At 67.9% G+C, this 26,786-nt stretch carries 27 protein-coding genes; 7 read left to right on the plus strand and 20 right to left on the minus strand.

Translation table 11 applies throughout. The annotated features are described in order from the left end of the window. The first annotated feature begins 8 nt into the window (after window positions 1-8). Both OG921_RS21845 and cobJ read left to right on the plus strand, forming a co-directional pair. On the plus strand, window positions 9-635 hold the full coding sequence (locus OG921_RS21845) for a precorrin-8X methylmutase (protein ID WP_266114640.1): 627 nt from the start codon (window positions 9-11) through the stop codon (window positions 633-635). Further along, entirely contained in the window at window positions 632-2,149 is a 1,518-nt protein-coding gene (gene cobJ, locus OG921_RS21850; protein ID WP_266114641.1) for a precorrin-3B C(17)-methyltransferase, read from the plus strand. The genes OG921_RS21845 and cobJ overlap by 4 nt, the downstream gene beginning before the upstream one ends. On the opposite strand, the gene OG921_RS21855 is transcribed toward cobJ, so the two are convergent. From OG921_RS21855 to OG921_RS21870, 4 genes are read right to left on the minus strand one after another with little or no spacing between them, the layout of a single operon-like run. Beyond that, window positions 2,103-2,882 (minus strand): cobalt-precorrin-6A reductase, encoded by a 780-nt coding sequence (locus tag OG921_RS21855; RefSeq protein ID WP_266114714.1) that lies wholly within the window; start codon window positions 2,880-2,882, stop codon window positions 2,103-2,105. The two genes, cobJ and OG921_RS21855, sit on opposite strands and share 47 nt — an antisense overlap. After that, window positions 2,882-3,478: a hypothetical protein gene (locus OG921_RS21860; protein WP_266114642.1), complete on the minus strand. Its 597-nt coding sequence runs from the start codon at window positions 3,476-3,478 to the stop codon at window positions 2,882-2,884. Before OG921_RS21860 ends, OG921_RS21855 begins: the two co-directional genes overlap by 1 nt. Beyond that, on the minus strand, window positions 3,475-4,746 hold the full coding sequence (gene cbiE, locus OG921_RS21865) for a precorrin-6y C5,15-methyltransferase (decarboxylating) subunit CbiE (RefSeq protein ID WP_266114643.1): 1,272 nt from the start codon (window positions 4,744-4,746) through the stop codon (window positions 3,475-3,477). Before cbiE ends, OG921_RS21860 begins: the two co-directional genes overlap by 4 nt. After that, a complete protein-coding gene (locus tag OG921_RS21870) occupies window positions 4,743-5,495 on the minus strand; it encodes an SDR family NAD(P)-dependent oxidoreductase (RefSeq protein ID WP_266114644.1) in 753 nt (250 codons plus the stop codon). Before OG921_RS21870 ends, cbiE begins: the two co-directional genes overlap by 4 nt. 30 nt (window positions 5,496-5,525) lie before the next feature. Here OG921_RS21870 and OG921_RS21875 point away from each other — a divergent pair, with 30 nt between their 5' ends. Further along, window positions 5,526-5,930 carry a pyridoxamine 5'-phosphate oxidase family protein gene (locus tag OG921_RS21875; protein WP_266114645.1) on the plus strand — a complete coding sequence of 135 codons (405 nt, stop codon included), beginning with the start codon at window positions 5,526-5,528 and terminating at the stop codon, window positions 5,928-5,930. A 6-nt stretch (window positions 5,931-5,936) separates the two neighbouring features. Here the strand turns inward: OG921_RS21875 and OG921_RS21880 are convergent, their stop codons facing one another. Further along, window positions 5,937-6,686 (minus strand): maleylpyruvate isomerase N-terminal domain-containing protein, encoded by a 750-nt coding sequence (locus tag OG921_RS21880; protein WP_266114646.1) that lies wholly within the window; start codon window positions 6,684-6,686, stop codon window positions 5,937-5,939. Continuing rightward, window positions 6,683-7,828, minus strand: a complete 1,146-nt coding sequence (locus tag OG921_RS21885; protein ID WP_266114647.1) for a Xaa-Pro peptidase family protein — start codon at window positions 7,826-7,828, stop codon at window positions 6,683-6,685. Before OG921_RS21885 ends, OG921_RS21880 begins: the two co-directional genes overlap by 4 nt. Window positions 7,829-7,866: 38 nt before the next feature. Between OG921_RS21885 and OG921_RS21890 the strand changes: the two genes are divergently transcribed. Beyond that, window positions 7,867-8,814: a 5'-3' exonuclease gene (locus tag OG921_RS21890; protein ID WP_266114648.1), complete on the plus strand. Its 948-nt coding sequence runs from the start codon at window positions 7,867-7,869 to the stop codon at window positions 8,812-8,814. A 6-nt stretch (window positions 8,815-8,820) separates the two neighbouring features. Here OG921_RS21890 and OG921_RS21895 read toward each other — a convergent pair whose 3' ends face one another. From OG921_RS21895 to OG921_RS21950, 12 genes are all read right to left on the minus strand, one after another. Continuing rightward, a complete protein-coding gene (locus OG921_RS21895) occupies window positions 8,821-9,507 on the minus strand; it encodes a DUF4333 domain-containing protein (protein WP_266114649.1) in 687 nt (228 codons plus the stop codon). A gap of 81 nt (window positions 9,508-9,588) precedes the next feature. Continuing rightward, window positions 9,589-12,345, minus strand: a complete 2,757-nt coding sequence (locus OG921_RS21900; protein WP_266114650.1) for an RNA helicase — start codon at window positions 12,343-12,345, stop codon at window positions 9,589-9,591. A gap of 1 nt (window position 12,346) precedes the next feature. Next, complete coding sequence (gene tatC / locus OG921_RS21905) at window positions 12,347-13,267, minus strand: twin-arginine translocase subunit TatC (RefSeq protein ID WP_266114651.1); 921 nt, start codon at window positions 13,265-13,267, stop codon at window positions 12,347-12,349. A gap of 129 nt (window positions 13,268-13,396) precedes the next feature. Further along, window positions 13,397-13,693, minus strand: a complete 297-nt coding sequence (gene tatA / locus OG921_RS21910; protein ID WP_266114652.1) for a Sec-independent protein translocase subunit TatA — start codon at window positions 13,691-13,693, stop codon at window positions 13,397-13,399. Between the two features lie 17 nt (window positions 13,694-13,710). Next, window positions 13,711-14,724, minus strand: a complete 1,014-nt coding sequence (locus tag OG921_RS21915; protein WP_266114653.1) for a YafY family protein — start codon at window positions 14,722-14,724, stop codon at window positions 13,711-13,713. Further along, a complete protein-coding gene (locus tag OG921_RS21920; RefSeq protein ID WP_266114654.1) occupies window positions 14,721-15,713 on the minus strand; it encodes a YafY family protein in 993 nt (330 codons plus the stop codon). The genes OG921_RS21915 and OG921_RS21920 overlap by 4 nt, the downstream gene beginning before the upstream one ends. A gap of 27 nt (window positions 15,714-15,740) precedes the next feature. After that, entirely contained in the window at window positions 15,741-17,099 is a 1,359-nt protein-coding gene (gene pafA / locus OG921_RS21925; RefSeq protein WP_266114655.1) for a Pup--protein ligase, read from the minus strand. An 85-nt stretch (window positions 17,100-17,184) separates the two neighbouring features. Further along, the gene (prcA, locus tag OG921_RS21930) at window positions 17,185-17,961 is read right to left on the minus strand and encodes a proteasome subunit alpha (protein ID WP_266114656.1); all 777 of its coding nucleotides are present in this window, start codon (window positions 17,959-17,961) and stop codon (window positions 17,185-17,187) included. Then, on the minus strand, window positions 17,958-18,794 hold the full coding sequence (prcB, locus tag OG921_RS21935) for a proteasome subunit beta (protein ID WP_266114657.1): 837 nt from the start codon (window positions 18,792-18,794) through the stop codon (window positions 17,958-17,960). Before prcB ends, prcA begins: the two co-directional genes overlap by 4 nt. Further along, window positions 18,791-18,985, minus strand: a complete 195-nt coding sequence (locus OG921_RS21940; RefSeq protein WP_266114658.1) for a ubiquitin-like protein Pup — start codon at window positions 18,983-18,985, stop codon at window positions 18,791-18,793. Before OG921_RS21940 ends, prcB begins: the two co-directional genes overlap by 4 nt. Before the next feature lie 135 nt (window positions 18,986-19,120). Next, window positions 19,121-20,620, minus strand: coding sequence for a depupylase/deamidase Dop (gene dop, locus OG921_RS21945; protein WP_266114659.1), 1,500 nt, complete (start codon window positions 20,618-20,620; stop codon window positions 19,121-19,123). Window positions 20,621-20,688: 68 nt separating this feature from the next. Then, a complete protein-coding gene (locus tag OG921_RS21950; protein ID WP_266114660.1) occupies window positions 20,689-21,072 on the minus strand; it encodes a nitroreductase family deazaflavin-dependent oxidoreductase in 384 nt (127 codons plus the stop codon). Between the two features lie 119 nt (window positions 21,073-21,191). Between OG921_RS21950 and OG921_RS21955 the strand changes: the two genes are divergently transcribed. Beyond that, window positions 21,192-22,325: a hypothetical protein gene (locus tag OG921_RS21955; protein ID WP_266114661.1), complete on the plus strand. Its 1,134-nt coding sequence runs from the start codon at window positions 21,192-21,194 to the stop codon at window positions 22,323-22,325. A gap of 78 nt (window positions 22,326-22,403) precedes the next feature. On the opposite strand, the gene arc is transcribed toward OG921_RS21955, so the two are convergent. After that, window positions 22,404-24,161, minus strand: coding sequence for a proteasome ATPase (gene arc / locus OG921_RS21960; protein WP_266114662.1), 1,758 nt, complete (start codon window positions 24,159-24,161; stop codon window positions 22,404-22,406). A 175-nt stretch (window positions 24,162-24,336) separates the two neighbouring features. On the opposite strand from arc, the gene OG921_RS21965 reads away from it, so the two are divergent. Continuing rightward, entirely contained in the window at window positions 24,337-24,837 is a 501-nt protein-coding gene (locus tag OG921_RS21965) for a hypothetical protein (RefSeq protein ID WP_266114663.1), read from the plus strand. Between the two features lie 88 nt (window positions 24,838-24,925). Here the strand turns inward: OG921_RS21965 and OG921_RS21970 are convergent, their stop codons facing one another. After that, window positions 24,926-25,759, minus strand: a complete 834-nt coding sequence (locus OG921_RS21970) for a tRNA (adenine-N1)-methyltransferase (RefSeq protein ID WP_266114664.1) — start codon at window positions 25,757-25,759, stop codon at window positions 24,926-24,928. Between the two features lie 119 nt (window positions 25,760-25,878). On the opposite strand from OG921_RS21970, the gene OG921_RS21975 reads away from it, so the two are divergent. Next, the gene (locus OG921_RS21975; RefSeq protein WP_266114665.1) at window positions 25,879-26,757 is read left to right on the plus strand and encodes a RecB family exonuclease; all 879 of its coding nucleotides are present in this window, start codon (window positions 25,879-25,881) and stop codon (window positions 26,755-26,757) included. Window positions 26,758-26,786: the final 29 nt, after the last annotated feature.

Genomic DNA, 26,786 nt, shown 5'->3' on the forward strand with positions numbered 1-26,786 from the left:
CAGCCACCATGCACTCCTACATTCGCGACGGCGCCGAAATCTACCGCCAATCGTTTGCCACCATCCGGGCCGAGGCCGACCTCGCGGGACTGCCCGCCGACGTGGCTCAGGTCGTTGTCCGGATGATCCACGCCTGCGGGCAGGTCGACCTCGTCGCCGATGTCGCCTACTCCCCCGACGTGGTGGCCAAGGCCCGGGCGGCGCTGCGCGGTGGCGCGCCGATCCTGTGCGACGCGCAGATGGTCGCCTCCGGTGTGACGCGTAAGCGGTTGCCCGCCGACAACGAGGTGCTCTGCCTGCTCGCCGACCCGCGGGTCCCCGATCTGGCCCGCGAGCTGGACAACACCCGGTCCGCGGCCGCGCTGGAGCTGTGGCGCGATCGTCTCGACGGCGCGGTCGTCGCGATCGGCAACGCTCCGACCGCGTTGTTTCATCTGCTCGACATGATCGCGGCGGGCGCGCCCCGCCCCGCGGCGGTGCTCGGCATTCCGGTCGGCTTCGTCGGCGCTGCGGAATCCAAGCAGGCCCTCGGCGAATTCGGCGAGGGCCTCGAGTTTCTGACCGTGCGCGGCCGGCGTGGCGGCAGCGCGATCACCGCGGCAGCGATCAATGCGATTGCGAGCGAACAGGAATGAGCAGCGGTTTCGGCAAACTCTGGGGGCTCGGACTGGGGCCGGGCGACCCCGAATTGGTCACCGTGAAAGCTGCGCGGGTGATCTCGCAGGCCGATGTCATCGCGTTCCACAGTGCGCGCCATGGCAAGTCGATCTCGCGCGGGATTGCGGCCCCCTACATGCGCGAGGGCCAGCTCGAGGAGCACCTCGTCTACCCGGTGACCACCGAAACCACCGACCACCCGGGCGGGTATCAGGGTGCGATCGACGACTTTTACACCGCGGCGGCAGCGCGGCTGGCCGAACACCTGGAGGCGGGCCGCTCAGTGGCGTTGCTCGCCGCCGGCGATCCGCTGTTCTACAGCTCTTACATGCATATGCACAAACGGCTCGCCGACCGGTTCGACACCGAGATCGTCCCCGGGATCACCTCGGTGAGCGCCGCGAGCGCCGCGCTCGGCACCCCGCTGGTGGAGGGCGAGCAGGTGCTCACCGTGCTGCCCGGCACACTGCCGGCCGAGGAGCTGACCCGCAGGCTGCGCGACACCGATGCCGCCGCGATTCTCAAACTCGGCCGGACCTATCCGGAAGTGCATCGTGCACTGCGGGATTCGGGCCGCCTCGCGGACGCACACTATGTCGAGCGGGCGAGCACCACTGCCCAGCGGGTGCTGTCCGCAGCCGATGCCGCGGCGGAAAAGGTGCCCTACTTCGCGATCGCGGTCGTCCCCGGTGCGGATCCCCACCCGCACACCCCGGCGCAGCCGACATCCGGCGAGGTGACCGTGGTCGGCCTTGGCCCCGGCGCGGCGGACTGGACCACCCCGGAGGTGCGCCGCGTCCTTGCCGAGGCGACCGACCTCGTCGGGTATGTCACCTATCTCGACCGCGTTCCGCATCGGCCGGGCCAGCGTCGGCATGCGAGCGACAACCGGGTCGAGGCCGAACGCGCCACCATGGCACTCGATCTCGCCAAACGCGGTGCCCGAGTCGCCGTCGTGTCGTCCGGTGATCCCGGCGTGTTCGCGATGGCCGCAGCGGTGCTCGAGGTGGCCGCGCAAGACGAGTGGCGCGATGTGCCCGTGCGGGTGCTGCCCGGATTGACGGCCGCCAATGCGGTCGCGAGCCGGGTTGGCGCACCGCTCGGGCACGACTACGCGGTGATCTCGCTGTCGGATCGGCTCAAACCATGGGATGTGGTCGCGCAACGAATCTCCGCCGTCGCCGCGGCCGATATGGCGATCGCGGTGTACAACCCCGCATCGAAGTCGCGCACGTGGCAGGTTGCATCCATGCGCGATCTGCTGCTCGAGCACCGCTCCGCCGAGACCCCCGTGGTCCTCGGCCGTGACGTGGGCGGCCCGACGGAAAGCGTGCGCGTCGTGCGACTCGGCGACCTCGATCCTGCGGACGTGGATATGCGGACCCTGCTCATCATCGGCGCGTCCACCACGGCGGTGGTCGATACGTCCGAGGGCGTCCGGGTTTTCACCTCCCGCCGTTACCCCGATCGGGCCGCTGCGCCGAGTCCATAGCAAGCCAAGCCTGTACGTCGGCGGGCGTGTGCACGACCAGCACTCCGTCGGGAAGAGCGGGGCGTTCGATCATTACGACCCGAATCCCACACGTTCGGGCCGCCGCGAGTTTTGCCTCGGTGAGGGCTCCCCCGCTGTTCTTGGTCACCAGCACATCGATGCGGTGCCTCCGCAGCAGGTCGATCTCGTGCTCGACGGTGAACGGGCCACGCTCGAGCAGAAGTTCGTGACGGGCCGGGACGGCTCCGGTCGGCGGGTCGATCGCCCGGATGAGAAACCGGACGGTGTCGATTCCGGCGAACGCCTCGACGCCCTGTCGGCCGATGGTGAGGAATGCGCTCACGCCGTGGGTCGGCACCGCCCGTGCGGCCGCGGCGAGCGAATCGACCGAGATCCAGCTATCGCCCGGTTGGGCGGTCCAGGGCGGGCGATGCAGTACCAGCGCGGGCACGCCCGCGGCCCGCGCCGCGGCGGCGGTGTTACGGGTGATCTGCGCGGCGAAGGGATGGGTGGCGTCGACTATCGCGTCGATTACGTTGTCGGACAACCACTTTTGCAGGCCATCGGTCCCACCGAAGCCGCCGATCCGCACTTCGCCGGCTGGCAGGACAGGCGCCCGGACCCGCCCGGCGAGCGAGGAAATCACCTCGACGCCGGGCGTTGCGACCAGCGCCTCGGCGAGCACCCGACCTTCGCGGGTGCCGCCGAGGATCAGAACGCGACGTGCAGCGATCAGCGCGGAGCCAGGAAGGCGAAGGCCGAATCGACCAGCGGCTGACCACCGACTGCGATCAGACCGATGAGCGCGCCGATCGCCGCTCCGGGGATGACCCCGACGCCGAGGAAGAACAGGCCGATGCCGGCACCGATCAGCGCGCCGATCGCCGCACCCGGCGCCGCCCGGTTCAATTCGTTGTAGAACCACTGCTGCGCGTCGATGTTCTGCAGCGCGGCGTCGGTGGCGCCGACCCCGGGCAGCACGCTCAGCGTCCGGCCGGCGTTGGAGATGAGCGGTTCTACGGACATCCGCTGACCCGCGATTTCGTAGCCGAGCGGGACCTCGGCGATCAGGACGCCGGAGGGATCGGTGAGCGTGACGCGGTCACCGACGAGGCGGAACGTGCCCGCGTCGACCGTGGTCGTGATCGCGCGGCCCGCCTGGCTCAGGTAGGTCCGGTAACCGATGCCGTGGTCGGTGCCAACGTAGGCGGGCGATGCCACCGCGGCGGCCGGCGGGGATGCGACGGGCGCGGCGTTCGCGGTACCGGCCGCGACGGCCACTGCGCCTGCCGCCAGCACGGCGGTGACGGTCAACTTGCTGAGTTTCACAAATCCTCCTGTGTCGGGTGAATGCCGGTCCCCGATTCCGGCGCCCGGCCATTATCGGGCAAAGACGGCTTATCGGCATAGGCCTGCACGACAGGAAGATGCGGGCGCCATGCGGTGAAGCCTCCGAGCGGCTCGGCACGCTGTACCTGGAGGCGCCGCAAGCTGCCATTATGCCGCTGCGCCCACGCGACGACGACAGCTTCGGACTCCACGGTCACCGCGTTCGCGACGAGTCGCCCACCGGGTCGCAACCGCTGCCAGCACGCGTCCAGCAATCCCTCGACGGTGACACCGCCGCCGACGAACACGGCGTCCGGGTCGGGGGCGTCGGCGAACGCGTCCGGCGCACGACCACGCACCTGGATCGTCGGCACGCCCAGGATTCGCGCGTTCGCCACGATCGTCTCGGCGCGATCATCGCGATGTTCGAAGGCGATGGCACGGCAGTCCGGATGGGTGCGGGACCACTCGATCGCGATGCTCCCCGAGCCGCCGCCGACGTCCCACAGCAACTCTCCCGGCGCGGGCGCGAGGGCGCACAGGGACAGCGCCCGAATCTCCGCCTTGGTGAGCTGCCCGTCCCCGCCGTACGTGGTGTCGGGCAGGCCGGGCAAGCGGGTCAGCCGCGGCGTGCCGGGATCGGCACGCACGTCGATTGCGACGACGTTGAGCGGATCGACCGGCTCGTCCGGCCACTGTGCGGCGGTCCCGGTGTGGATACGTTCGGCACGGCCGCCGAGTTGTGCCAGTACGCGCATGGTGGAGCCGCCGAAACCGTTGTCGGCCAGCAGTCCTGCCAGTGCGGCGGGCGACCCGGCGTCGTTGCTCAGCACCAACACTCGGGCGCCGTCGACGATTGTGGGCAGCACCGTCTCGACCGGTCGGGCGACCATACTGAGCACGGGCGTCGAGGCCAACGGCCAGCCGAGCCGGGCGCAGGCCAACGATGCCGACGACGGCTGCGACAGCACATGCAACCGCTCGGGCCCGAACAGTCGCGCGAGGGTGACGCCGATGCCGTGGAACATCGGGTCGCCGCTGGCGAGCACGCCGATGCGTCGATCATCGTGTGCGGCAAACAGTCCCGGTAACTCGGGGAGCAGCGGCGAGGGCCAGGACACGCGCAGCGCGTCGGTGGGTGGCACGAGGTCGAGCTGACGCTGCGAACCGAACAGCACCTCGCACGCCGTGATTGCTTCCTGCGTCGCGACGGGGAGGCCCGGCCATCCGTCTGCACCGATCCCGGCGACCAGAATGCGGTCGCTCATCGCGGCAGCCGTCGCCAGACCGCCTGCGGGAGTAGCCGCATCCCGAAGAACACCGGCCGCAATACGCCGCGCACCCACACCCGCGGCGACTTTCGGCGCAGGCCGCGCACCACGGCGTCGGCGACCTGATCGGGTGTGCTGGAAAACGGTGCGGGGCTCATGCCCTCGGTCATCCGGCCGATGACGAACCCGGATTGCACAATGAGCAGGTGTACGCCGGTGCCGTGCAGGGCGTCGGCGAGTCCACTGGCGAACCCGTCGAGCCCGGCTTTGGCGGAGCCGTACACGTAGTTGGCGCGCCGGACGCGAATTCCGGCCACGGATGAGAACACCACGATCCGGCCCTCCCCGCGTCGACGCATCCGGTCGGCCAGCAGGGTGAGCATGGTGACCTGAGCGACGTAGTCGGTGTGCACGATCGCGGCGGCATAGGCGGAATCGGTCTCGGCGCGAGCCTGATCGCCGAGCACCCCGTACGCGAGCACGACCGTGTCCAGCGGGCCGTAGTCGCGTTCGAGGGCATCGAGCAGAGCGGCGTGCCGGTCGGTGGCATCGGCGTCGAACTCCACCGTCGAGACCTTCGCGGCGCCAGCCGCTTCGACTCTGGCCACCTCGTCGGCGAGCTCGTCACTGCGCCGCGCGGCGAGGATCACCTCGCGGCCGGGCGCCAGGCGCACCGCCACCTCGAGTCCGATCTCGCTGCGCCCGCCGAGAATCACCAGTGGTCCGTTACCGCCCGCGTCGCTCACCGGTTCAGTGTGCTCGATTATCGTCGGACCATGCCGTCCACCCCCGAGGATCTCAACGACGCCGCGCTCGAATTCTTGCTCGAACGCCATATCGCGACCCTGACGACCCTGCGCGCCGACGGCACCCCGCATGTCGTCGCGGCCGGATTCACCTGGGATCCCGATGCGGGCAAAGCGCGGGTGATCACCAGCGACGGCACCCAGAAGGTGCGCAATGCCGAACGCGGTGGGTACGCCGCAGTCAATCAGGTGGACGGCGCCCGGTGGCTCACGCTGGAGGGCGCGGCGAAAGTGCTCCGCGATCCGGCGAGTGTGCGTGATGCCGAGCAGCGCTACGCCGGGCGGTATCGGGTGCCGCGGGAGAACCCGCGGCGGGTGGTCATCGAGATCGATGTGACTCGGGTGCTGGGGTCGCAGTCACTGCGTGGGCGCTGAGCACGGTCAGAACCGTGTGCAGTCGAGGAAGTCCGCGGCCACCTGCTCGTCGCCGAACACCGTCACGGTGCTCAGTTCGCGGCGTCGCCAGAGCAAGAGCAACAACTCCTCGGCGGTACCGCGCAGTGCCACGGTGGCCTTTTCGTGACCGTGTCTGGTGCGCACACCGTCGGGGCCGAGTTCGAGCAGCCACTCGGCGTCCGGGGTGTCGGTGCCGTGAATATGAATCGTCTTGCCGTGTAGCGACTCCGGCAACTCGGGCATCCGGTGTCGGTACATCAGCGCGGTCAGCTCGTCGATCCCGTCGGCGGCGCTCACGGGGTCGGCCGCCGCGGGCGCCGGGCCGCCCGCGGCATGCACCGCGTCCGCCGCGTCGAACCGATGCACCGTGACCTCGTGCGCCTGCCTGCGAATCCACCAGCCGACGGTCTGCCGGCCGATGAACGACTGCGCCGGCGTCGCCGGATCGACAGCAGACAGCCGTTCGATCACCGCGTCGAGTGATTCCCGATACGCGGCAAGACATTCCGGACCGTGCGGCAATGACGGGGCGGCCGGTGCCGGGTCACCGTCCGGGTCGGCATCCAACCGGGTGACCACCCAGCGGTGCACCCGGCCGGTGTGCCGCACGACGTTCTCCAGCGTCCACCCCGGCACGGTCGGCACCGGCGCGTCGAGCCGATCGGCGGGCATGGCCGCGATCCGGTCTCCTTCGGCGCGCAGTGTGCGGGCGAGGGTCTCGAGCGGCGCCATCATCCGGGGAGCACGACCAGTTCGTGCGGGCGGGTGTTCATCGGTTCGCAGCCGTCGTCGGTCACCACCACGATGTCCTCGATCCGGGCACCCCAGTCACCGCGGAAGTAGATCCCGGGCTCGACGCTGAAGGCCATGCCGGGCGCGAGCACGATGTCGTTGCCGGACACGATGTAGGGCTCCTCGTGCACGGACAAGCCGATCCCGTGCCCGGTGCGGTGCACGAAGTACTCCCCCAGGCCCTCCGCGACGAGCAGGTCACGGGCCGCTGCGTCGATCTCTTCCGCCGTCACGCCGGGACGGACAGCCGCGACGGCAGCCTGTTGGGCGCGCTGCAGCGCCTCGTACTGGGTCGCGACCGGGCCCTGCGGCGATGACCCGATCGCATAGGTCCGCGTGGAGTCCGAGTTGTAACCGGGGGCGACCGGCCCGCCGATGTCGATCACGACGATGTCGCCCGGCTCGATCACCCGGTCGGACACCTCGTGGTGCGGGTTGGCCCCGTTGGGTCCCGAGCCCACGATGATGAACTCGGCGTGGGTGTGGCCCTCCTCGACGATCGCACGGTCGATATCGGCCGCCACCTCCGCCTCGGTGCGTCCGGACCGCAGCCACTCGGCCATCCGGGCGTGCACCCGGTCGATCGCCTGGCCGGCGCGGCGCAACGCGTCGATCTCGCTTGCGTCCTTGACCATTCGCAGCTCCCGCAGCACACCGGTGGCCAGCACCGGCAAGGAGCCGAGGGTGTCGGCAAGCGGAATGAGGTGCAGGGCGGGCATCGCCTCCGCCACTGCCGCCCGCGCACCGCCGAGCAGCTCCGCGACGACGGCGTAGACGTCCTGGCCATCGACCCAGTCGCGCAACTCGAGTCCGAGCTCGGCCGCCGCGGAATCGGCGAGTCCGGCGAGCTCGAGCTTCGGCACGACCACGGTCGGCTTCGCGCCACTTGCCGGCACAACCAGGCAGGTGAGCCGCTCGTAGGACTGAGCGCGGGAGCCGAGCATGTACTGCAGATCCGGTCCCGGTGTGATCAGCAGGCCGTCCAGACCCGACTTGCCTGCGATGGCGGCTGCGCGCTCGAGCCGGTCACCGTAGACGGCAGAAGGGAATCGACTCGACCCGCTCTGGTCGGATGCGGTGCTCATGGCCTCAGGCTAGTGGGATACACCTAGGCTTGGGCAGCATGAGCGGACCTTTGCTCCTACTCGACGGCGCGAGCCTGTGGTTTCGGGCCTTTCACGCCATCCCGGACTCGATCACCGCACCGGACGGGCGCGCGGTCAACGCGGTGCGCGGCTTCACCGACATGGTGGCGGCACTCATCAACCGCCACCAGCCCTCCCGGCTGGTGGTGTGCCTCGACCTCGACTGGCGGCCGCAGTTCCGGGTGGATGCGGTGCCCTCCTACAAGGCGCACCGGCTCGACACCACGTCCGGCGCGGCGCCCGGTGCCGAAGAGGTGCCGGATCTGCTGACGCCCCAGGTGGACATGATCCTGGCGGTGCTGGCGGCAGCCGGTATCGCCACGGCCGGCGCCGAGGGGCTGGAAGCCGACGACGTGCTCGGCACCTTGAGCGCGCGCGAGCAGACCGACGAGGTCGTGGTGGTGAGCGGCGACCGCGACCTGCTGCAGCTCGTCCGCGACGAACCGGGTCCGCCGGTCCGCGTGTTCTATGTCGGCCGTGGGCTGGCCAAGGCCGAATTGTTCGGTCCCGCAGAGGTCGCGGCGAAATACGGTGTCCCGGTCGAGAACGCCGGCCCGGCCTACGCCGATCTGGCCACGCTGCGCGGTGATGCGTCCGACGGACTGCCGGGGGTGAAGGGCGTCGGCGAGAAATCGGCGTCGGTGCTGATCCTGCGGTTCGGGAGCCTGGAAGCGTTGCGCGACGCCGCCCTCGATCCAGGTTCGGATATGGCACAGGGCATGCGGGCCAAGCTCGCGGCCGCGGCGGACTATCTCGACGCGGCGGCCCCGGTGGTGCGGGTCGTGTGCGATGCCGAGGTGATGCTGTCCGGGCCGGACGTGCTACCCGCGACACCCGCGGATCCCGACCGGCTCTACCAACTCGCCGCCGAGTACAACGCCGAGAGTCCGATCACGCGGCTCGTCGCGGCGATGGCGGAGCGCTGACCCGACTCAGCTCGGTCGGCCTACCTCGTAGGTGCCGTCGTCATCGACGAAAGTGACCGTGACAGAACGGCTTTCCCCGTCGATGGTGACGGTGCAGCTGAAGGTGTCGTCCTTCTTCACCTTTTGCCCCGCCGGACAACTCGCGTCGGCGACATTCTGCAGGCCGTAACTCTCGGTCAGCACCTGGGTCACCCCCGCCTCGGCGGCCTGCCTATCGAGCGTGCTGCTCGCGGCGAAGTAGTAGATCGCGCCGACACCGACTCCGACGACGATGAGCACCGCCAACACTATGAACAGCGGGGTCCGCGAACGCTTACCGCCGTCGGCCGGCGTCGGCGGCACCTCGCCGTACCCGTAAGGCTGTGCTTGACCGTAAGGCTGCGTGCCGTACGGCTGAGCGGTGCCGTAGGGCTGTTGCGGCCATTGCTGTGGGTAGGGCTGATCCGCGTACTGTCCCGGCTGCCAATGTTGTTGTGGACCAGGCTGTTGCGGCCATTGCTGTTGACCGGGCCATGGCGCGCCGTGCCCGGGTTGCCCGCCGGTCCACGGCTGCTGTGGGGGCTGTTGCGGCGCTTGCTGCCAGGACTGGTCGGGCGGAGTGGGTGGTGGGTCCGCGTCACCCTGCCCGCCGGTCGAGGGCGGTGTGGGCCGGGACCACTGCGCGTGATCGTCCGGCTCGCGTGGATCGGTCATCTCCCGCCTCCCTCGCTCGTGCTGCCTCGCATCACGGTAACCCGCCGGCCCCAGCGGATTCCGCGGCCGGTGGATCTCGCCTCATGCCGCATCGACGGCCACGACACCGCGTCGGATCGCGCGCACGGCTTTGGCCGCCGTGGCCGCGATCTCGGGATCCTCCGTGGTGGCGTGCACCTGATCGAGCAGATCGATCACCTGCCGGCACCAGCGCACGAAATCACCGGCAGGCAACGAGTTGCCCTGATCGCCGCCCGCGAGCAACGCCTCAATGAGTGCCTCGCCGCGCGCCCATTTCCATACCGCCTCCACGAATCCGAGGTCGGGTTCGCGAGTGAGCGGGAGCTTGTGGCGCGCCTCGTCCGAGCGCAGATCGCTCCACAGTCGGACCGTGTGACCGATCGCGGTGCGGATACCGTCGGTCGGTCCGGCAACCATGAGAAACCCGGATTCTCGGCGGGATTCGTACACCACCGCCGACGCCACCGCGGCGAGTTCGGCGGGTGCAAGGCCACGCCATGCGCCGTCGCGGAGACATTCCGCCACGAGCAGATCACTTTCGGTGTAGATCCGGGTGAGGCGGCGGCCCTCGTCGGTCACCTCGCCGTCGTCGATGTAGCCGCGTTCGGTCAGCAGGGCGACGATGCGATCGAAGGTCCGGGCGAGCGAGTTCGTCGTCGTCGCGACCTTCTGCCGCATCGATTCGGTCTCGCGTGCGAGGCGGTTGTAGCGCTCGCCGGTCCGCGCGCGTTGTTCGCGGTCGGGCATGTCGTGGCAGGGGTGTGCGCGTAACGCCCGGCGCAGCGCGGTGAGTTCCCGGTCCTCGGCAGCACCGGAGGCGCGCTTGCCGCGATGCGACCGAGGCGCGGAGATTCCGGTGCTGCGCAGCGCCGACGCCAGATCGCGCCGGACCCGCGCGGTGCGATGGTCGACGTGCCGTGGCAGCCGCATGCGGCCGAGCGCTTCGGCCGGTGTCGGGAAGTCCGCGATCGACACCCGGCCGGCCCACTTGTCCTGGGTCAGCACCAGCGGGCGCGGATCCCCGGTATCGGCGTCTGCCTCGAGCACGACCGCCAGGCCCGACCGGCGCCCGCTCGGAATCGAAACCACGTCGCCGCGGCGCAGGCCGGCCAGCGCGTTCGCGGCGGCGGACCGACGGTTCTCGCGCCCCTCCCTGGCGGTGGCGCGCTCGTGGTCACGGATACGTTCGCGCAGGGACATGTACTCGAGGAACTCGCTGCCATCGCTGCCGAGCTGGTCGCGCAACTTGGTCAGATCGCGCTCGTTGCGTTCGATACCGCGCACCAGACCGACCACCGAGCGGTCGGCCTGGAACTGTGCAAAGGACCGTTCGAGCAGCGCCCGTGACTCCGTCGCGCCCATTCGGTCGATGAGGTTGATCGACATGTTGTAGCCGGGCCGAAACGAACTGCGCAGCGGATAGGTCCGGGTGGAGGCCAGCCCGGCCACCGCGGTGGTGTCCAGGTCGGGGTGCCACACCACGACGGCGTGGCCCTCGATGTCGATGCCGCGGCGGCCGGCTCGTCCGGTGAGCTGGGTGTACTCCCCCGGCGTCAGGTCGGCGTGGGTTTCGCCGTTGAACTTGACCAGCCGCTCCAGCACGACCGTGCGTGCGGGCATGTTGATTCCGAGCGCCAGCGTCTCGGTGGCGAACACCGCGCGGACGAGACCGTTGACGAAGAGTTCTTCCACAGTGTGCCGAAACGCGGGAAGCATCCCGGCATGGTGTGCGGCGAGGCCACGGTGCAAGGCCTCACGCCACTCCCAGTAGCCGAGCACCTCGAGATCGTTGCGCGGCAATTCGCCGGTGTGCTTTTCGATGATTGCGTCGACCCGGTCGCGTTCGTCGGGATTGCCGAGGTCGAGTCGTGAGCGCAGGCATTGGCCGAGTGCCGCATCGCACCCCGCGCGACTGAAGATGAAGGTGATCGCCGGCAGCAAGCCCTCGCTGTCGAGGCCGGCAAGCACGTCGGGGCGCGGCGGTGGACGGTACCCATTGCGCGGCCCGCCCCGGCGGGACGGACCGCCCCCGCCGCGGCGCGGCCCGGTGTCCCCGCCGCGGCGCGGCCCCGCATCCCACGACGCGGTCCGGTCGGCCACCCGCCGCTGCTTGATGAAGCGGGTCAGCTCCTGATCGACCACAACGTTCCGGCCCGGCGTGGCCGCATGGCTCTTCGCGTCGAACAGGTCGAACATCCGCGAGCCGACGAGCACGTGCTGCCACAGCGGGACCGGCCGGATCTCGTCCACGATGACGGTTGTGTCGCCACGAACGGTCTGGATCCACGCGCCGAACTCCTCGGCGTTGCTCACCGTCGCGGACAGGCTGACCACGCGCACGTTTTCCGGCAGGTGCAGGATCACCTCTTCCCACACGGCACCGCGGAACCGGTCGGCGAGGTAGTGCACCTCGTCCATCACCACGTGTGACAGTCCGGTCAGCGTCGGGGAGGCGGCGTAGAGCATGTTCCGCAGCACTTCGGTGGTCATGACGACGATCGAGGCATGCGGGTTGATCGACTGATCACCGGTGAGTAGTCCGACGGAATCACGCCCGTACCGCGCGGCGAAATCGGCGAACTTCTGATTCGACAGGGCTTTGATCGGAGTGGTGTAGAAGCACTTCCCGCCGGAGGCCAGCGCCAAGTGCACCGCAAACTCGCCGACCACGGTCTTTCCGGCTCCGGTCGGTGCGCAGACCAGCACTCCGTGACCGGCCTCCAGCGCGGTACATGCGTCGCGCTGAAACGGATCGAGCGGAAAGCTCACCTCACCCGCGAAGATGTCCAGCTGCGTGGACGGCGTGGGAGCGGCCACGTCAGAGGGTGTCCGAGAAGTCGTCGACCTTGTCCGGAGCGTCCACCGGCGACGGCGAATCGACCGACGCCGCCTCTTCGTCGGACAGCCATTGTTCAACGGCCTCGCGGCGCGCCTTGCGCTTGTCGTGGATGCGGGCGATCTGCACCGCGCTCTCGAACAGCACGGTCAGTGCGAGGGCGAGAGCCAGCATCGAGAACGGATCCTGGCCGGGTGTGGCGATCGCAGCAAAGAGGAACAGACCGAAGATCAGGCCACGCCGCCAGCGCTTGAGCCGTTCGTAGGTGAGCACTCCGACGAAGTTGAGGGCGACCACGAGCAGCGGGATTTCGAAACTGACGCCAAAAATGATCAGCAGATTGATCAGGAAGCCGAAGTACTCGTTTCCGGAGAGCGCCGTGATCTGCACGTTGTCGCCGATGGTCAACAGGAAGTGCAACGCTTTCGCGACCACGACATAGGCCAGCACCGCACCCGTGACGAACAATGCTGCGCCCGCGGAAACGAAACCAACGGCGTAGCGACGCTCGTTGACGTGCAGGCCGGGGGTGATGAACGCCCACACCTGGTAGAGCCAAACCGGACAGGCCAGCACGACACCGGCGAACAGCGCCATCTTGAAGCGCAGCATGAACTGCTCGAACGGCCCGGTCGCGAGCAGTCGGCAGGCGCCGTCGCCGGTCAGATCGGCGCGCGCTTCCGGGGGCAGCGAACAGTACGGACCGCGCAGGAGGTCGCCCAGACTCTCGATACCGAGGATCGAGTGTGAATACCAGAAGAAGCCGAACATGGTCGTGATCGCGACCGCGAGCAGGGAGAGCATCAGCCGGGTACGGAGTTCGTGCAGATGGTCGACGAGCGACATCGTGCCGTCCGGATTCAGACGACGCCGGCGGCGCCGCGGATCGAACGGAATGCGCACTTCGCCTGTCCCTTACTTCCCTTGCCGTCGCGAACCCCGGGGTGGACCCATCACCCCGGGGCTGTCGGTCACCTGGACCTATCGACCGCCGGACACGCCACAGAGCGTGTTCGGCGCCGTGTCGAACGGCTACGCCGAGCGCGGATCCGCGTGGTCGGTCGCCTGCGGCGGCTGCGTTGCCTGCGGCTGCTGCGCCGCCGGCTGGGCTTGCGGCAACTGCTGCGGCGGGGTCGCGGCGGGCGGCTGTGCGGGAGCATTCTGGGCCGGCGCAGGCTTGCCGTCGTTCTGCATCTCGCTCATCTCACTCTTGAAGATGCGCAGCGAGCGACCGAGACCACGAGCTGTGTCTGGCAGCTTCTTCGAACCGAACAACAGGACAAGCACAAGCAGCACGATCGCCCAGTGCCAAGGGCTCATAGCGCCCATGATCAAACCTCCCCGTTTCAGGTGTCTCCGATGCTACCGGACTGCGGAACCGTCGAACCCGAGTCCAGCCGACGGTATGCCGTGAGAGCACTGGCAGAGCGCTCCCGGATTGCCTCGACGAGCTCGGGCGGTTCGAGTGCGGTCATCCCGCTGCCGAAGCCGAGCACCATCCGAGCCATCCAGTCCACGGTCGCGAACCGCATCGTTGCCTCGACCGTCGCGTCCGCGCGCACGACGACGTTGGTCATCGGGTACTGATCGAGCGCCCACGCCGAGCCGGGCGCGATGAGCAACCGGGCGAGCGGAAGCGCCGGGTCGTCGCTGAACAACTCGAGTGCGTTTTGTTCGTGCAGCGCTGCGGCGGGCGGGCGGGACGGTTCGTCGAGCTCGGTCGCGTCGTCGATGCGGTCGAAGCGGAACAGCCGGACCGCCTCGGCGTTGCGGCACCAGGCCTGCAGGTAGCTGTGATTGCTCACAAGCATGACACGAATGGGGTCGACGATTCGTTCGGAAACGGTGTCTCGACTCGCCGAGTAGTAGACCAACCGCAGTGCGTGGGAACGGTAGAGCGCCGAACGGACGGTCGCGGTGACCGGACTCTCGGCGGGCGCGGCCAGTTCGGAGTCGCCCGCCGCGCCCGTTCGCGAGCGCGCCGCCGCACCGGCCGCGGACTCGATCTTGGCCATCGCGCCCTGCGCCGCGGACGGATCGACCATGCCCGGCATCTCCACAATCGAACGCAGGGCGACCAACAACGCCGTGGCCTCCGTCGAGGTCAGCCGCAGCGGGCGGTCCATGCCGGCGGAGAACGTCACAGACACGGTGTCACCGGTGAAGGCGAGGTCGATCAGATCGCCCGGGCTGTAGCCGGGCAGCCCGCACATCCACAGCTGGTTGAGGTCGTCCTCGAGTTGCGCCACGGTGACCCCGAGGTCCGCGGCCGCCTCCGGTTTGCTGATACCGGGGTGTGCGAGCAGGTACGGCACCATGTTCAGCAGCCGTGACATCCGGGTGGCCAGACGCGTGCTCATCGCGCGACCTCCGTCCGGTCGGCCGCGGCCCGGAGCCGTGCGAGTACGTCTGTGCGCAGTTCGTCGGGCTCGACGACCAGGACATCGGCACCGTGGCCGGCGATCATCCGGCCGATCCAATCGCGAGACCGAACCACCAGTTCGACCAGATCGCCGTCCCGCTCCCCGACGCGGCGGGTGCCGACGACCGTACCGAGCCGACGCACGTCGTAGGCGTGACCGTGCGCGACCCACACGGTCGCGGTGCCGGTGGCGGCCGGTGCGCCGGCGATCCGGTCCACCACCGCCTGCAGGTCGAGGTCCACCGGTTTCGACACGGTGTCGGCGGGGCCGTACGCGGCCACGTCGTCACCGATGCGGGACAACCGGAAGGTGCGCTCCGCTTGCCGGTCGCGATCGAAACCGACGAGGTACCAGCGACCGTTGCGGGTGACGATGCCCCACGGCTCGACATCGCGCTGCACGAACGGGTCGGTCGCGCTGCTGCGATGTTCGAACCGCACGGCTCGTCCCTGTTCGATGGCGGTGAGCAACTTGCCGAGTGCGGGCTCGGAGCCACGGCTCGGCGCGGCCACCGTGCTCACGATCGCGGCCGGCTCCCGGTCGACCTGCACGCCGGCCGCGCGCAACTTCAGGACGGCGCTCTGCGCGGCGGAGGTGAGTTCGGGCGACTCCCACAACTGCACCGCGACCGCGACCGCCGCCGATTCCGCATCGGTCAGATCGATCTCGGGCAGTTCGTAGGCGTCTCGGTTGATTCGGTACCCGTCGGGGGTCGTGCTTCCCGGCGACGGCCCGGTCTGCAGCGGGATGCCCAGGTCGCGTAGCTCGTTCTTGTCGCGCTCGAACATGCGGCTGAACGCCTCGTCACTGGCAGATCCCTCGTAACCCATCACGTTGCTCTTGATGCGTTCGGCCGACAGGTACTGCTCGGTCGACAGCAGCGCGATGACGAGGTTCATCAGACGCTCGACCTTGGAGATTGCCACGGTTGAGAGGGTAAGCGTCGCGGTCGGCTACATCGACGCGATCAGACGTTCCACCCGCTCATCAACGGACCGGAACGGGTCCTTGCAGAGCACGGTGCGTTGCGCCTGATCGTTGAGCTTGAGGTGTACCCAGTCGACGGTGAAGTCACGGCCGGCCTCCTGCGCGGCGGCGATGAACTCGCCACGCAGCTTGGCACGCGTCGTCTGCGGCGGGGTGTCCACGGCCTCGTCCACCGCGTCGTCCTCGGTGATGCGTTTCGCAAGTCCCTTGCGCTGCAACAGATCGAACACACCGCGGCCACGCTTGATGTCGTGGTAGGCGAGGTCGAGTTGTGCGATCTTCGGGTCGGACATCTCCATGTTGTAGCGATCCTGGTAGCGCTGGAACAGCTTGCGCTTGATCACCCAGTCGATCTCGGTGTCCACCTTCGCGAAGTCCTGTGCCTCGACGGCATCGAGGGTGCGACCCCACAGGTCGATCACCTGATCGATTTGGGGATCGGACTCACGGTTGCGGACATGCTCGACGGCGCGCGCAAAGTACTCGCGCTGGATGTCGAGTGCGCTGGCCTGTCGGCCACCGGCGAGCCGCACCGGGCGGCGGCCGGTGAGATCGTGGCTTACCTCGCGGATGGCACGGATCGGGTTGTCGAGCGCGAAATCGCGGAACGACACGCCGGCTTCGATCATCTCGAGGACCAGCGCAGCGGTGCCGACCTTCAGCATCGTGGTCGGCTCTGCCATGTTCGAGTCGCCGACAATGACGTGCAGGCGGCGGTACTTCTCGGCGTCGGCATGCGGCTCGTCACGGGTATTGATGATCGGTCGCGACCGGGTGGTGGCCGAGGAGACGCCCTCCCAGATGTGCTCGGCACGCTGGGAAAGGCAGAACGTCGCAGCCTTCGGTGTCTGCAGCACCTTGCCCGCGCCGCAGATCAACTGCCGGGTGACCAAGAACGGCAGCAGCACGTCGGAGATCCGGGAGAACTCACCGGCGCGCACGACGAGGAAATTCTCGTGGCAGCCGTAGGAGTTGCCTGCGGAGTCGGTGTTGTTCTTGAAAAGGTAGATGTCGCCGCCGATGCCTTCTTCGGCGAGCCGCTGCTCGGCGTCGATGAGCAACTCTTCGAGCACTCGTTCGCCGGCCCGGTCATGGGTGACGAGCTGAACGAGGCTGTCGCACTCGGCGGTCGCGTATTCGGGATGGGATCCGACGTCGAGGTAGAGCCGTGCGCCGTTACGCAGAAAGACATTGGAACTGCGGCCCCAGGACACCACTCGGCGGAACAGATACCGCGCGACCTCGTCCGGGCTCAGCCGTCGATGTCCGTGAAAGGTGCACGTGACACCGAACTCGGTTTCGAGACCCAATATTCGTCGCTGCACTCTTCGACACTACAGCGACCGGGCGCGTGGCGGCGGTACACGCACGCGACGCGCCCGGTCGGATGATGGAGATCGACCGCCGCGGTCAGCTTTCGGATTTGTCCGGTGTCGCCTCGGCGGCGGCGGCCTTGCGACCGCCCTTGCGCTTGGTCGTCACCAGCTCTTCGAGCGTGCTTCCGGTGACGCGACGGAACGCGCGGCGCGGCCTGGTCTCGTCGAGCACCGCGACCTCGAGCGCGGAGACATCGAGGACGCGCTTGTCCTTCTCCGCGCCTGCCGGGTCTGCGGTCCCGGACTGCAGCGCCTCGACCGCCACCGCAACGGCGGCGCCGAGTTCGAGACCGGGCTGGTACGAGTCCTTCAGCGCGGTCGTGATCGGCTCGGTCGTGCCGCCCATCACGACATAGCCGTGCTCGTCCACGATCGAACCGTCGTAGGTGATCCGGTAGAGCTGCGGCGGCTTCGGGCTGTCCGGATACCCCACTTCCGCGACACAGATCTCCACTTCGTAGGGCTTGAGCTGGTCGGAGAAGATTGTGCCCAGGGTCTGCGCGTAGGCATTTGCCAGCGACCGTGCGGTGACGTCGCGCCGGTCGTAGGAGTACCCGCGCAGATCCGCCTGCACGATGCCGCCACGGCGCAGATTTTCGAACTCGTTGTACTTGCCGACCGCGGCGAACCCGATGCGGTCGTAGAGCTCACTGACCTTGTGCAGCGCCGTCGACGGGTTCTCCGCGACGAACACCACGCCCTTGTCGTAAGTGAGCACGACGACGCTGCGTCCCCGCGCGATGCCCTTGCGCGCCAGTTCGGTCTTGTCCCGCAGGATCTGCTCCGCGGACGCGTAGTACGGCAGTGTCATCGCGGCTCACTCTCCTGTCGGGCGCGGTCGGCGACGACGGCGCGGGCCACCTCCTCGGCGCGCTCCGCGGTAACCTGCTCGGCGCCTTCGGCGGTGATGAGGACGGCGGTCGGGTAGATCCGCCGCCCCAAATCGGGTCCGCCGGTTGCGGAATCGTCGTCGGCAGCGTCATAGAGCGACTCGACAGCGAACCGCAGCGCCTCGTCGGCGTCGATTCCGCTGCGATACATCTTCTTCAGCGCCGACTTGGCGAACAGTGAGCCCGAACCCACTGCGTGGTAGCCGGCCCGTTCCTCGGATCGGCCGCCGACCACGTCGTAGGAGACGATTCGGCCCCCACGTGCGGGATCCGCTGCGTTGAGGTCGAACCCGACCAGCATCGGGACGACGGCAAGGCCCTGCATCGCGATGGGCAGGTTGTTGCGCACCATCGACGAGAGCCGGCTCGCCTTGCCGTCGAACGTAAGCGGTACGCCTTCGATTTTCTCGTAGTGCTCGAGTTCGACCGCGAACAGTCGGACCAGTTCGATGGCGATACCCGCGGTGCCCGCGATGCCGGCAGCCGAGTACTCGTCGGTGATGTACACCTTGTCGACGTCGCGGCTCGCGATCAGATTGCCCATCGTCGCGCGGCGGTCACCCGCGATCAGGACGCCGCCGGCGAACGTCAGCGCGACGATCGTGGTGCCGTGCGGAGCGATGTCGCCGTGCGCGTCGACAGGTAGATCCTTCCGGTGACCCGGCAGCAGTTCGGGCGCATGTGCGCGGAGGTGTTCGGAAAAGGACGAGATATCGGACCCCAGCCGGAGTCGCGAGGCACCCTCAGGTGTCACTGGCCACCTTTCTGCACATAGGCACGGACGAAGTCCTCCGCGTTTTCTTCCAGCACATCGTCGATCTCGTCGAGCAGGTCGTCTGTTTCCTCGGCGAGCTTTTCCCGACGTTCCTGACCGGCGGCGCCATCGCCCTCGGGACCGTCGTCCTCGCCACCGCCACCCGTGCGCTTGGTCTGCTCTTGCGCCATAGCCGGCGACCTCCTCGTGTGCGTGCAGTGCGCGAGTAGGCGAGTCGCCACTCGTGCTCGAACCTTAACCCTACCGATCGATACCGTCATCGTGCGTCGTCCACGCACGAATTGCCCGCCATACGTTGGGCGCTGCTACGTCGTGAGCTGATCGACCAACTGCGCGGCGGTGTCCACCGAGTCGAGCAGCTTGCCGACATGCGCCTTTGTCCCGCGCAGCGGTTCCAGGGTGGGGATGCGGACCAGCGAGTCGCCACCGAGATCGAAGATCACCGAGTCCCAGCTGGCGGCCGCGATGTCGGCGCCGAACCGGCGAAGACATTCGCCGCGGAAGTAGGCGCGGGTCAGGGGTGGCGGATTCGTCATCGCGGACATCACCTGCTGTTCGGTCACGAGGCGCTGCATCGATCCGCGTGCCACGAGCCGGTTGTAGATGCCCTTGTCCAGGCGCACATCCGAATACTGCAGGTCGAGCATGTGCAGCTTCGGCGCCGCCCAGCCGAGGCCCTCCCTGGTGCGGTATCCCTCGAGCAGCCGCAGTTTCGCGGGCCAGTCGAGCAACTCGGCGCAGTCCATCGGGTCGCGCTCGAGCAGATCGAGCACCATCGCCCACTTCTCCATGACGTCGGTGGCGCGTTCGTCCTCCTCGCCGCGTTCCTGGAGGAACTTCGCCACCCGGTCGTGGTAGGCACGCTGGATCGCCAGACCGGTCATCTCGCGGCCATCGGAGAGGGCGACCGTTGCCCGCAGCGTCGGATCATGGCTGATCGTGTGGACCGCGGTGACCGGACGGGCGAGCTGCAGATCGGAAAGATCGACACCGGCCTCGATAACGTCGAGCACGAGCGCAGTCGTGCCGACCTTGAGGTAGGTCGACATTTCGGCGAGGTTCGCGTCGCCGATGATGACGTGCAGCCGGCGGTACTTGTCCGCGTCGGCGTGCGGCTCGTCGCGGGTGTTGATGATGCCGCGTTTGAGGGTGGTCTCCAGCCCGACCTCTACCTCGATGTAGTCCGAGCGCTGGGAAAGCTGGAAGCCTGCGGTGTCACCGGACTGGCCGATGCCGACCCGGCCCGACCCACAAATCACCTGCCGCGAGGCGAAGAACGGCGAGAGTCCGACGATGATCGAGTTGAATGGCGTCTCGCGCGCCATGAGGTAGTTCTCGTGCGTGCCGTACGAGGCGCCCTTGCCGTCGACGTTGTTCTTGTACAGCTGCAGCGGCGGCGTGCCCGGCACCGACCTGGCGTGCCGAGCCGCGGCTTCCATCACGCGTTCGCCGGCCTTGTCCCAGATCACCGCATCGAGCGGATCGGTCACCTCGGGCGCGGAATATTCGGGGTGGGCGTGATCGACGTAGAGGCGGGCGCCGTTGGTCAGGATCATGTTCGCCGCACCGACCTCGTCGGCGTCGATCACCGGCGCGGGTCCGTTGAGCCGGCTCAGATCGAATCCGCGCGCGTCGCGCAGCGGCGACTCGACCTCATAGTCCCAGCGGGTACGCCGCGCCCGCGGCACGCCTTCCGCAGCGGCGTAGGCGAGCACGGCCTGCGTCGAGGTGAGGATCGGGTTCGCCGACGCTTCGGTCGGCGACGAAATGCCGTACTCGACCTCGATACCGATGATGCGCTGCATGCCACGAGACTATGCGAATCAACGGCGTTGACGCGGACTGGACGCGATTGCGCCGCGGCGCCGTTCGGTCAGCGGTGCCGGACCCGGCACTGCAGGTAGTACTCCACGCCGAGCGTGCGCAGCAGCGAACGGACAACCGGCGGCGCCCACGCCACCTTCGGATCGTGACCGATCCACGGATCATCGAGCTCGACGGTGTGACCGCGCGTCTCCACCACGCACTCGCCTGCGGCAAGCACGTTGCGCACCCAATCGGTGTCCTTGCCGTAGGTCAGCGCGAACCGATACCGCTCGGCGCCACCGAAGACGTTGACCGGCGTGCGGTACTCGGTGCCGGACCTGCGCCCGCGATGCAACACCATCGCCATCCCCGGCAGGTGCCCGGCGACTACGCCGACCACCTTGTTCGTGGCGTGCTTGTTGAACCGGCCCAGCGCTTGCGGAAGCGGCATCCCACTCTCCCTTGCGTCGACGACCCATTCGCCCTCGAGTCGGCGTGATCGACTCGCACTCGCGAACATACCCACGCCGATCCCGCGACACCGGGCAAAACGAGATGTGAAACTGTGTCGTGCCCGAGATCGGCGGAACCGCTGCCGGCGGTGCGGACCGCGCCGCGGAGAACCGGCTGTTTCTTTCACATGGGCTGCCGTTGGTGCTGTCGCGCGCCGACCGCTCGCATCGACTGCTCGAGCGGTCCGCGCCGATGGTCGTCGCTGTCGTCGCCGTCGGCGTCATCACCCTGATCGGCCTGCTGCTGCCCGACACCACCGATACCGAATACGGCGAGTCCACGATCGACCCGTTCGTCATCGCGCTTTATGCGGGATTCGTCGTGACGGTGATCGTCGTTCCGCCCACCGCGGCCTGGCTGGTGCATCGGCTGATCGCCAGGTCGCGTCCCGCCGTCGGTCGCGCACTCTCCGTCGCCGTCATCCTCGCCGTCGTGTTCGTCATCCCGTTTCTGCAGGACGACGTGGTGCCGGACGCACATTTCCTCACCGACGCCGCGCTGAACCTGGTCCTCGTCGCTGTCACCGTAGGGCTGACGTATCTGGGTGCCGGTTCGATTCTGACGTGGGCGGCGGCGTCGGCGGTACGTCAGGTCACCGCAGTCGGCACCCTGGCCGCCCGTGCGCTGCCCCTGGTCGTGCTGATCGTGCTGGTGTTCTTCACCGGTGAACTGTGGCAGCTGTCCGCGCGCATTCCGCGGGCGCGGCTGTGGCAGACGATTCTGTTCCTGCTGTCGATCTCGGCGGTGTTCCTGCTCGCGACGCTGCGCGACGAGCTGGCCGGTATCCGTGCCCAGCGCGGTGCCGCCGATCGGCCGCTTTCGCGGGCGGAGGTGGTCAACGTCCTGATCGTGATGTTCCTGGCCCAGTTCCTGCAGATCGCGGTCTTCGCCGTCGTGATCTTCTTGTTCTTCCTCGGGCTGGGGCTGATCGCGCTGCCGCCGGAGGTGATCGAGCTGTGGACCGGTAGCCCACCCCAGCAGGGCACCTGGTTCGGCGTGCGAGTTCCGGTGTCGCAGGCGCTGATTCACATGTCGATGATCGTGGCAGCGTTCAGCACGATGTACTTCACCGTCAGCTCGAGCACCGACCCGCAGTACCGGGACCGCTTCTTCGATCCCTTGGTCGAGGAAATGGCCGACACCCTCGCTGCCAGGGACCGTTACCTGGAACGGTGGTATCCACGGCCGTGATCGGCACTCCCCCGCAGGCGTGAACGCGACGAACGGGTCTCCACCTCGAGCTGGTGGGGACCCGTTCGGCAGATCGGACTACAGGTACTGACCGGTGTTCGACTCCGTGTCGATCGCGCGGCTCGCACTGGCGTTCTTGCCGGTGACGAGGGTGCGGATGTACACGATCCGCTCACCCTTCTTGCCCGAGATCCGTGCCCAGTCATCGGGATTCGTCGTATTGGGCAGGTCCTCGTTCTCCGAGAACTCGTCCACGATCGAGTCGTACAGATGCTGGATTCGCAGGCCCGGCGACGCGGTCTCGAGTACGGCCTTGATGGCGTACTTCTTGGACCGGTCCACGATGTTCTGGATCATCGCGCCCGAGTTGAAGTCCTTGAAGTACAGGACTTCCTTGTCGCCGTTGGCGTAGGTGACCTCGAGGAAGCGGTTGTCCTCGCTCTCGGCATACATCCGATCGACGACGCGTTCGATCATCGTCTTGATGCAGGCGGGCCGGTCGCCGCCGAACTCGGTGAGATCCTCCTCGTGCAGCGGCAGCGTGGGCGTCAGGTACTTCGAGAAAATGTCCTGCGCCGATTCCGCGTCGGGCCGCTCGATCTTGATCTTCACGTCGAGGCGGCCGGGGCGCAGAATCGCGGGGTCGATCATGTCCTCGCGGTTGGACGCACCGATCACGATGACATTCTCGAGCCCCTCGACGCCGTCGATCTCGGAAAGCAACTGCGGCACGACGGTGGTCTCCACATCCGAGGAGACCCCCGAACCGCGGGTGCGGAAGATCGAGTCCATCTCGTCGAAGAACACAATCACCGGCGTTCCCTCGGAAGCCTTCTCGCGGGCCCGCTGGAAGATGATCCGGATATGGCGTTCCGTCTCGCCGACGAACTTGTTCAGCAGCTCGGGACCCTTGATGTTGAGGAAGTAGGACTTCGCTTCCTTGGCATCCTCGCCGCGGGCTTCGGCCATCTTCTTGGCCAGCGAGTTCGCCACCGCCTTGGCGATCAGCGTCTTGCCGCAGCCGGGCGGGCCGTAGAGCAGCACGCCCTTCGGGGGGCGCAGCGAGTACTCGCGGAACAGGTCCTTGTGCAGGAACGGCAGTTCCACTGCGTCGCGGATCTGCTCGATCTGGCGCCCGAGACCACCGATGTCCTCGTAGCCGACATCGGGAACCTCTTCGAGCACGAGATCCTCGACCTCGGCCTTGGGGATGCGCTCGAACGCATAGCCGGCTTTGGTGTCCACCAGCAGCGAATCACCGGGGCGCAGCTTCCGGGTCGGCGAATCGGGGTCGGCGACGTCGTCCGATTCCGCGACCAGGGCGAGCGGATCGGCGAGCCACACCACCCGTTCCTCGTCGGCATGTCCAACGACGAGTGCGCGATGGCCGTCGAGAACCTCACGCAGCGAGCAGATCTCGCCCACGCGCTCGAAGGAGCCCGCTTCGACGATCGTCAGCGCTTCATTCAGCCGGACCGTCTGGCCCTGCCGAAGCGTGTCGGTGTCGATATTGGGCGAGCAGTTCAGCCGCATCTTGCGGCCCGAGGTGAATACGTCGACGGTCTCGTCGTCGTACACCGACAGCAGTACGCCGTATCCGCTCGGCGGTTGACCGAGGCGGTCGACCTCTTCGCGCAATGCGACGAGTTGCTGACGCGCGTCCTTGAGCGTGTCCATCAACTTCGTGTTTCGGATGGTCAAGGAATCGATCCGCGATTCCAGTTCACGACTCCGATCCGGTGAATCGGCGAGTTGCCTGCGGAGTGCAGCCGCTTCGGCACGCACAGCTTCAAGCTCACGCCAAGCTGCGGAATCCGAACTCTCGATGGGGCTCATATGCGACTCCTCCCAGTCCCGGTCTACTAACGCTACCGGCATGGATGAATTCTTGCCTTCCAACGCCGTTTCCGAGACATCGTGCCTGCCCCTACGGCGTGTTAACAGCCGCGTGTTAGCCTGCCCTTACTCATTGGTGTCTCGGTGTTTCGAGACCGTACCGGAAGGTCGAACTGTGTTCGTTCGTTCGAGGTTCATCCAGCGCGGCGTTGTCGCGGCGAGCGCGCTCGTTATCGCCATCGGCCTGACCGCCTGCGGCTCCGACGACGAGAGCAGCGACAGCGCGGCGACAAGCGCCTCGGCGACCGCATCGGCTGCGGAGACCTCGGCTGCCGCTGCCGGCGCGCCGGATTCCGCCGAGCTGCAGAGCACGCTGGACATCCTCCTGGACCCGGCCAAGCCCACCACGGAGAAGACCGCTGTCGTGGTCAACGGCGAAGCGCGGACCGCCAACATCGAGGCCGTGACGGCCGCCCTCGCGAACTACGGAAAGCTCACCTTCGCGGTTGGCGAGGCCACCGTCAACGGCGATACCGCGACCGCGCAGGTGCAGATCGTCTCGCCGAACGGCGCGATGCCGGTCCCGATGACCTGGCAGAACGTGGACGGCACCTGGAAGATCAGCGATGCCAGCGCGTGCCAACTGTTCGCCATGGGGCAGTCGCCCTGCGTTTAACACGCATTCGAGATTCTCGGCACGTGCCGTCGCAGTAATCGCGGCGGCACGTGCTCGTTCGAGGCCCCGGTTCGGCCCTTTTTCCAGCTCAGCCTTTGGAGGGCCGGCGCTGCGGCCGCAGCGTCACGGTGCCCTCCGCCAATCGTCGCGCGCTGACCAGAAACGCGGTGTGCCCCTGCATCCGATGCTCGGGCCGGACCGCGAGACCGACAACATGCCAGCCGCGAACCATCGATTCCCAGGCGCGCGGTTCCGTCCAGCATTCCTGTTCGCGCAGCGCCTCGACCACCTTCGACAACTGGGTCACGGTGGCGACATAGACCATCAACACCCCACCCGGCACCAGGTTCTTCGCCACCGTCGGCAGCGCATCCCATGGCGCAAGCATGTCCAGGATGATCCGGTCGACCCGCTCACCGTCGTAGTCGGCGACATCGCCGATGGTGAGCTGCCAGTTGTCCGGACGTCCGCCGAAGAACGTCTCCACATTGCGCACCGCGTGCTCGGCATGATCGTCGCGGATCTCGTAGGAGATCACCTGCCCGTGCTCCCCGACTGCGCGCAGCAACGAACATGTCAGCGCACCCGAACCCGCGCCGGCTTCGAGCACCCGTGCCCCGGGGAAAATGTCCCCCTCCTGCACGATCTGCGCCGAGTCCTTGGGATAGATCACCGCCGCACCGCGCGGCATGGACAACACGAAGTCGATCAGCAACGGGCGCAGCGCAAGGTAGGGGGTGCTGTTCGTCGACGTCACGATGGTGCCCTCGTCCGACCCGATCAGGTCGTCGTGCAGGATGCCGCCGCGGTGGGTGTGGAATTCCTTGCCCGGTTCGAGGACGACGGTGTACTTGCGGCCCTTGGTGTCGGTCAGTTGGACCCGATCACCGACCTGGAAAGGTCCGGTCCGGTTGGCCGTCATCGACGTCACTGCTCCCTTGCTCGGGTGGAACTGTTTCGGTGTTCGGCGCATCGCGTCCGCGTCCCGCCGCTCGGCGTGGGCTCCTCGACGTGTCGGCACCGGGGCCTAGCCTTCCAGGTATGACACTTGCGGCACCGGGCGACCTCGATCTCGCCGGTGACAACCTCGAGGCAAGCTCGGCCGGCGAAACCGCCGAGCGGAGCCGGCTCGCACTCTCACCATCGCGCGCAGCCGACTTTCGGCAATGCCCGCTCAAGTACCGGCTGCGCGCGATCGACCGTATTCCGGAGGCGCCCTCACCGGCGGCCACCCGCGGGAACGTGGTGCACGCCGCGCTCGAGGCCCTGTACGACCTGCCCGCGGCGCAGCGCTCGCCGGATCGGGCGAGCGAACTCGTCGATCCTGCCTGGGACCGCCTCGTCGAGGAACGCCCCGGCCTCGACGGGGCCTTCGACGAGCCGGAGCGCACGGCGTTGCTCGCCGGGGCGCGTTCGTTGGTCCGGGGCTACTTCCAACTCGAGGACCCGTCCGCGTTCGAGCCGTCCGCGTGCGAATCCCGGGTCGAGGTCGAACTCGACGACGGGGTGCTGCTGCGCGGGTTCATCGACCGGATCGACATCGCGCCCGACGGTGCACTCCGCGTGGTCGACTACAAGACCGGACGAGTGCCGGCGGTGATGCGCGAGCAGAGCGCGTTGTTCCAGATGAAGTTCTATGCGCTGATCATTCTGCGCACCCGGGGCGTGTTGGCCAAGCAGCTACGGCTGCTCTACCTCGCCGGCGCCGAAATCCTGACCTACGGGCCCGACGCCGACGAGTTGTTCCGGTTCGAACGCACGCTCTCGGCGATGTGGCGGGCGATCCGGGCGGCCGGCGCGACCGGCGACTTCCGTCCGAACCCGAGCCGGCTGTGTTCGTGGTGCGACTATCGGGCGATCTGTCCCGCCTTCGGCGGCAGCGTCCCGGCATATCCGGGCTGGCCGGACACCGAGGAGTAGTCCGCCGGTGTATCCGAGGAGTACCGGGT

This window comes from Aldersonia sp. NBC_00410, from assembly GCF_026342035.1.
Taxonomy (GTDB): domain Bacteria; phylum Actinomycetota; class Actinomycetes; order Mycobacteriales; family Mycobacteriaceae; genus Aldersonia.

Bases quoted from the DNA above. Each gene is read 5' to 3' on its own strand.
- OG921_RS21845 (WP_266114640.1), top strand. From the start codon at position 9: ATGCACTCCTACATTCGCGACGGCGCCGAAATCTACCGCCAATCGTTT.
- cbiE (WP_266114643.1), bottom strand. From the start codon at position 4,746: ATGAGCGACCGCATTCTGGTCGCCGGGATCGGTGCAGACGGATGGCCG.
- OG921_RS21875 (WP_266114645.1), top strand. From the start codon at position 5,526: ATGCCGTCCACCCCCGAGGATCTCAACGACGCCGCGCTCGAATTCTTG.
- OG921_RS21915 (WP_266114653.1), bottom strand. From the start codon at position 14,724: ATGAGCACGCGTCTGGCCACCCGGATGTCACGGCTGCTGAACATGGTG.
- OG921_RS21970 (WP_266114664.1), bottom strand. From the start codon at position 25,759: ATGACGGCCAACCGGACCGGACCTTTCCAGGTCGGTGATCGGGTCCAA.
- cobJ (WP_266114641.1), top strand. From the start codon at position 632: ATGAGCAGCGGTTTCGGCAAACTCTGGGGGCTCGGACTGGGGCCGGGC.
- OG921_RS21940 (WP_266114658.1), bottom strand. From the start codon at position 18,985: ATGGCGCAAGAGCAGACCAAGCGCACGGGTGGCGGTGGCGAGGACGAC.
- prcA (WP_266114656.1), bottom strand. From the start codon at position 17,961: ATGACACTGCCGTACTACGCGTCCGCGGAGCAGATCCTGCGGGACAAG.
- tatA (WP_266114652.1), bottom strand. From the start codon at position 13,693: ATGGGCGCTATGAGCCCTTGGCACTGGGCGATCGTGCTGCTTGTGCTT.
- arc (WP_266114662.1), bottom strand. From the start codon at position 24,161: ATGAGCCCCATCGAGAGTTCGGATTCCGCAGCTTGGCGTGAGCTTGAA.
- OG921_RS21880 (WP_266114646.1), bottom strand. From the start codon at position 6,686: ATGATGGCGCCGCTCGAGACCCTCGCCCGCACACTGCGCGCCGAAGGA.
- dop (WP_266114659.1), bottom strand. From the start codon at position 20,620: ATGCAGCGCATCATCGGTATCGAGGTCGAGTACGGCATTTCGTCGCCG.
- OG921_RS21950 (WP_266114660.1), bottom strand. From the start codon at position 21,072: ATGCCGCTTCCGCAAGCGCTGGGCCGGTTCAACAAGCACGCCACGAAC.
- OG921_RS21895 (WP_266114649.1), bottom strand. From the start codon at position 9,507: ATGACCGATCCACGCGAGCCGGACGATCACGCGCAGTGGTCCCGGCCC.
- OG921_RS21975 (WP_266114665.1), top strand. From the start codon at position 25,879: ATGACACTTGCGGCACCGGGCGACCTCGATCTCGCCGGTGACAACCTC.
- OG921_RS21885 (WP_266114647.1), bottom strand. From the start codon at position 7,828: ATGAGCACCGCATCCGACCAGAGCGGGTCGAGTCGATTCCCTTCTGCC.
- OG921_RS21890 (WP_266114648.1), top strand. From the start codon at position 7,867: ATGAGCGGACCTTTGCTCCTACTCGACGGCGCGAGCCTGTGGTTTCGG.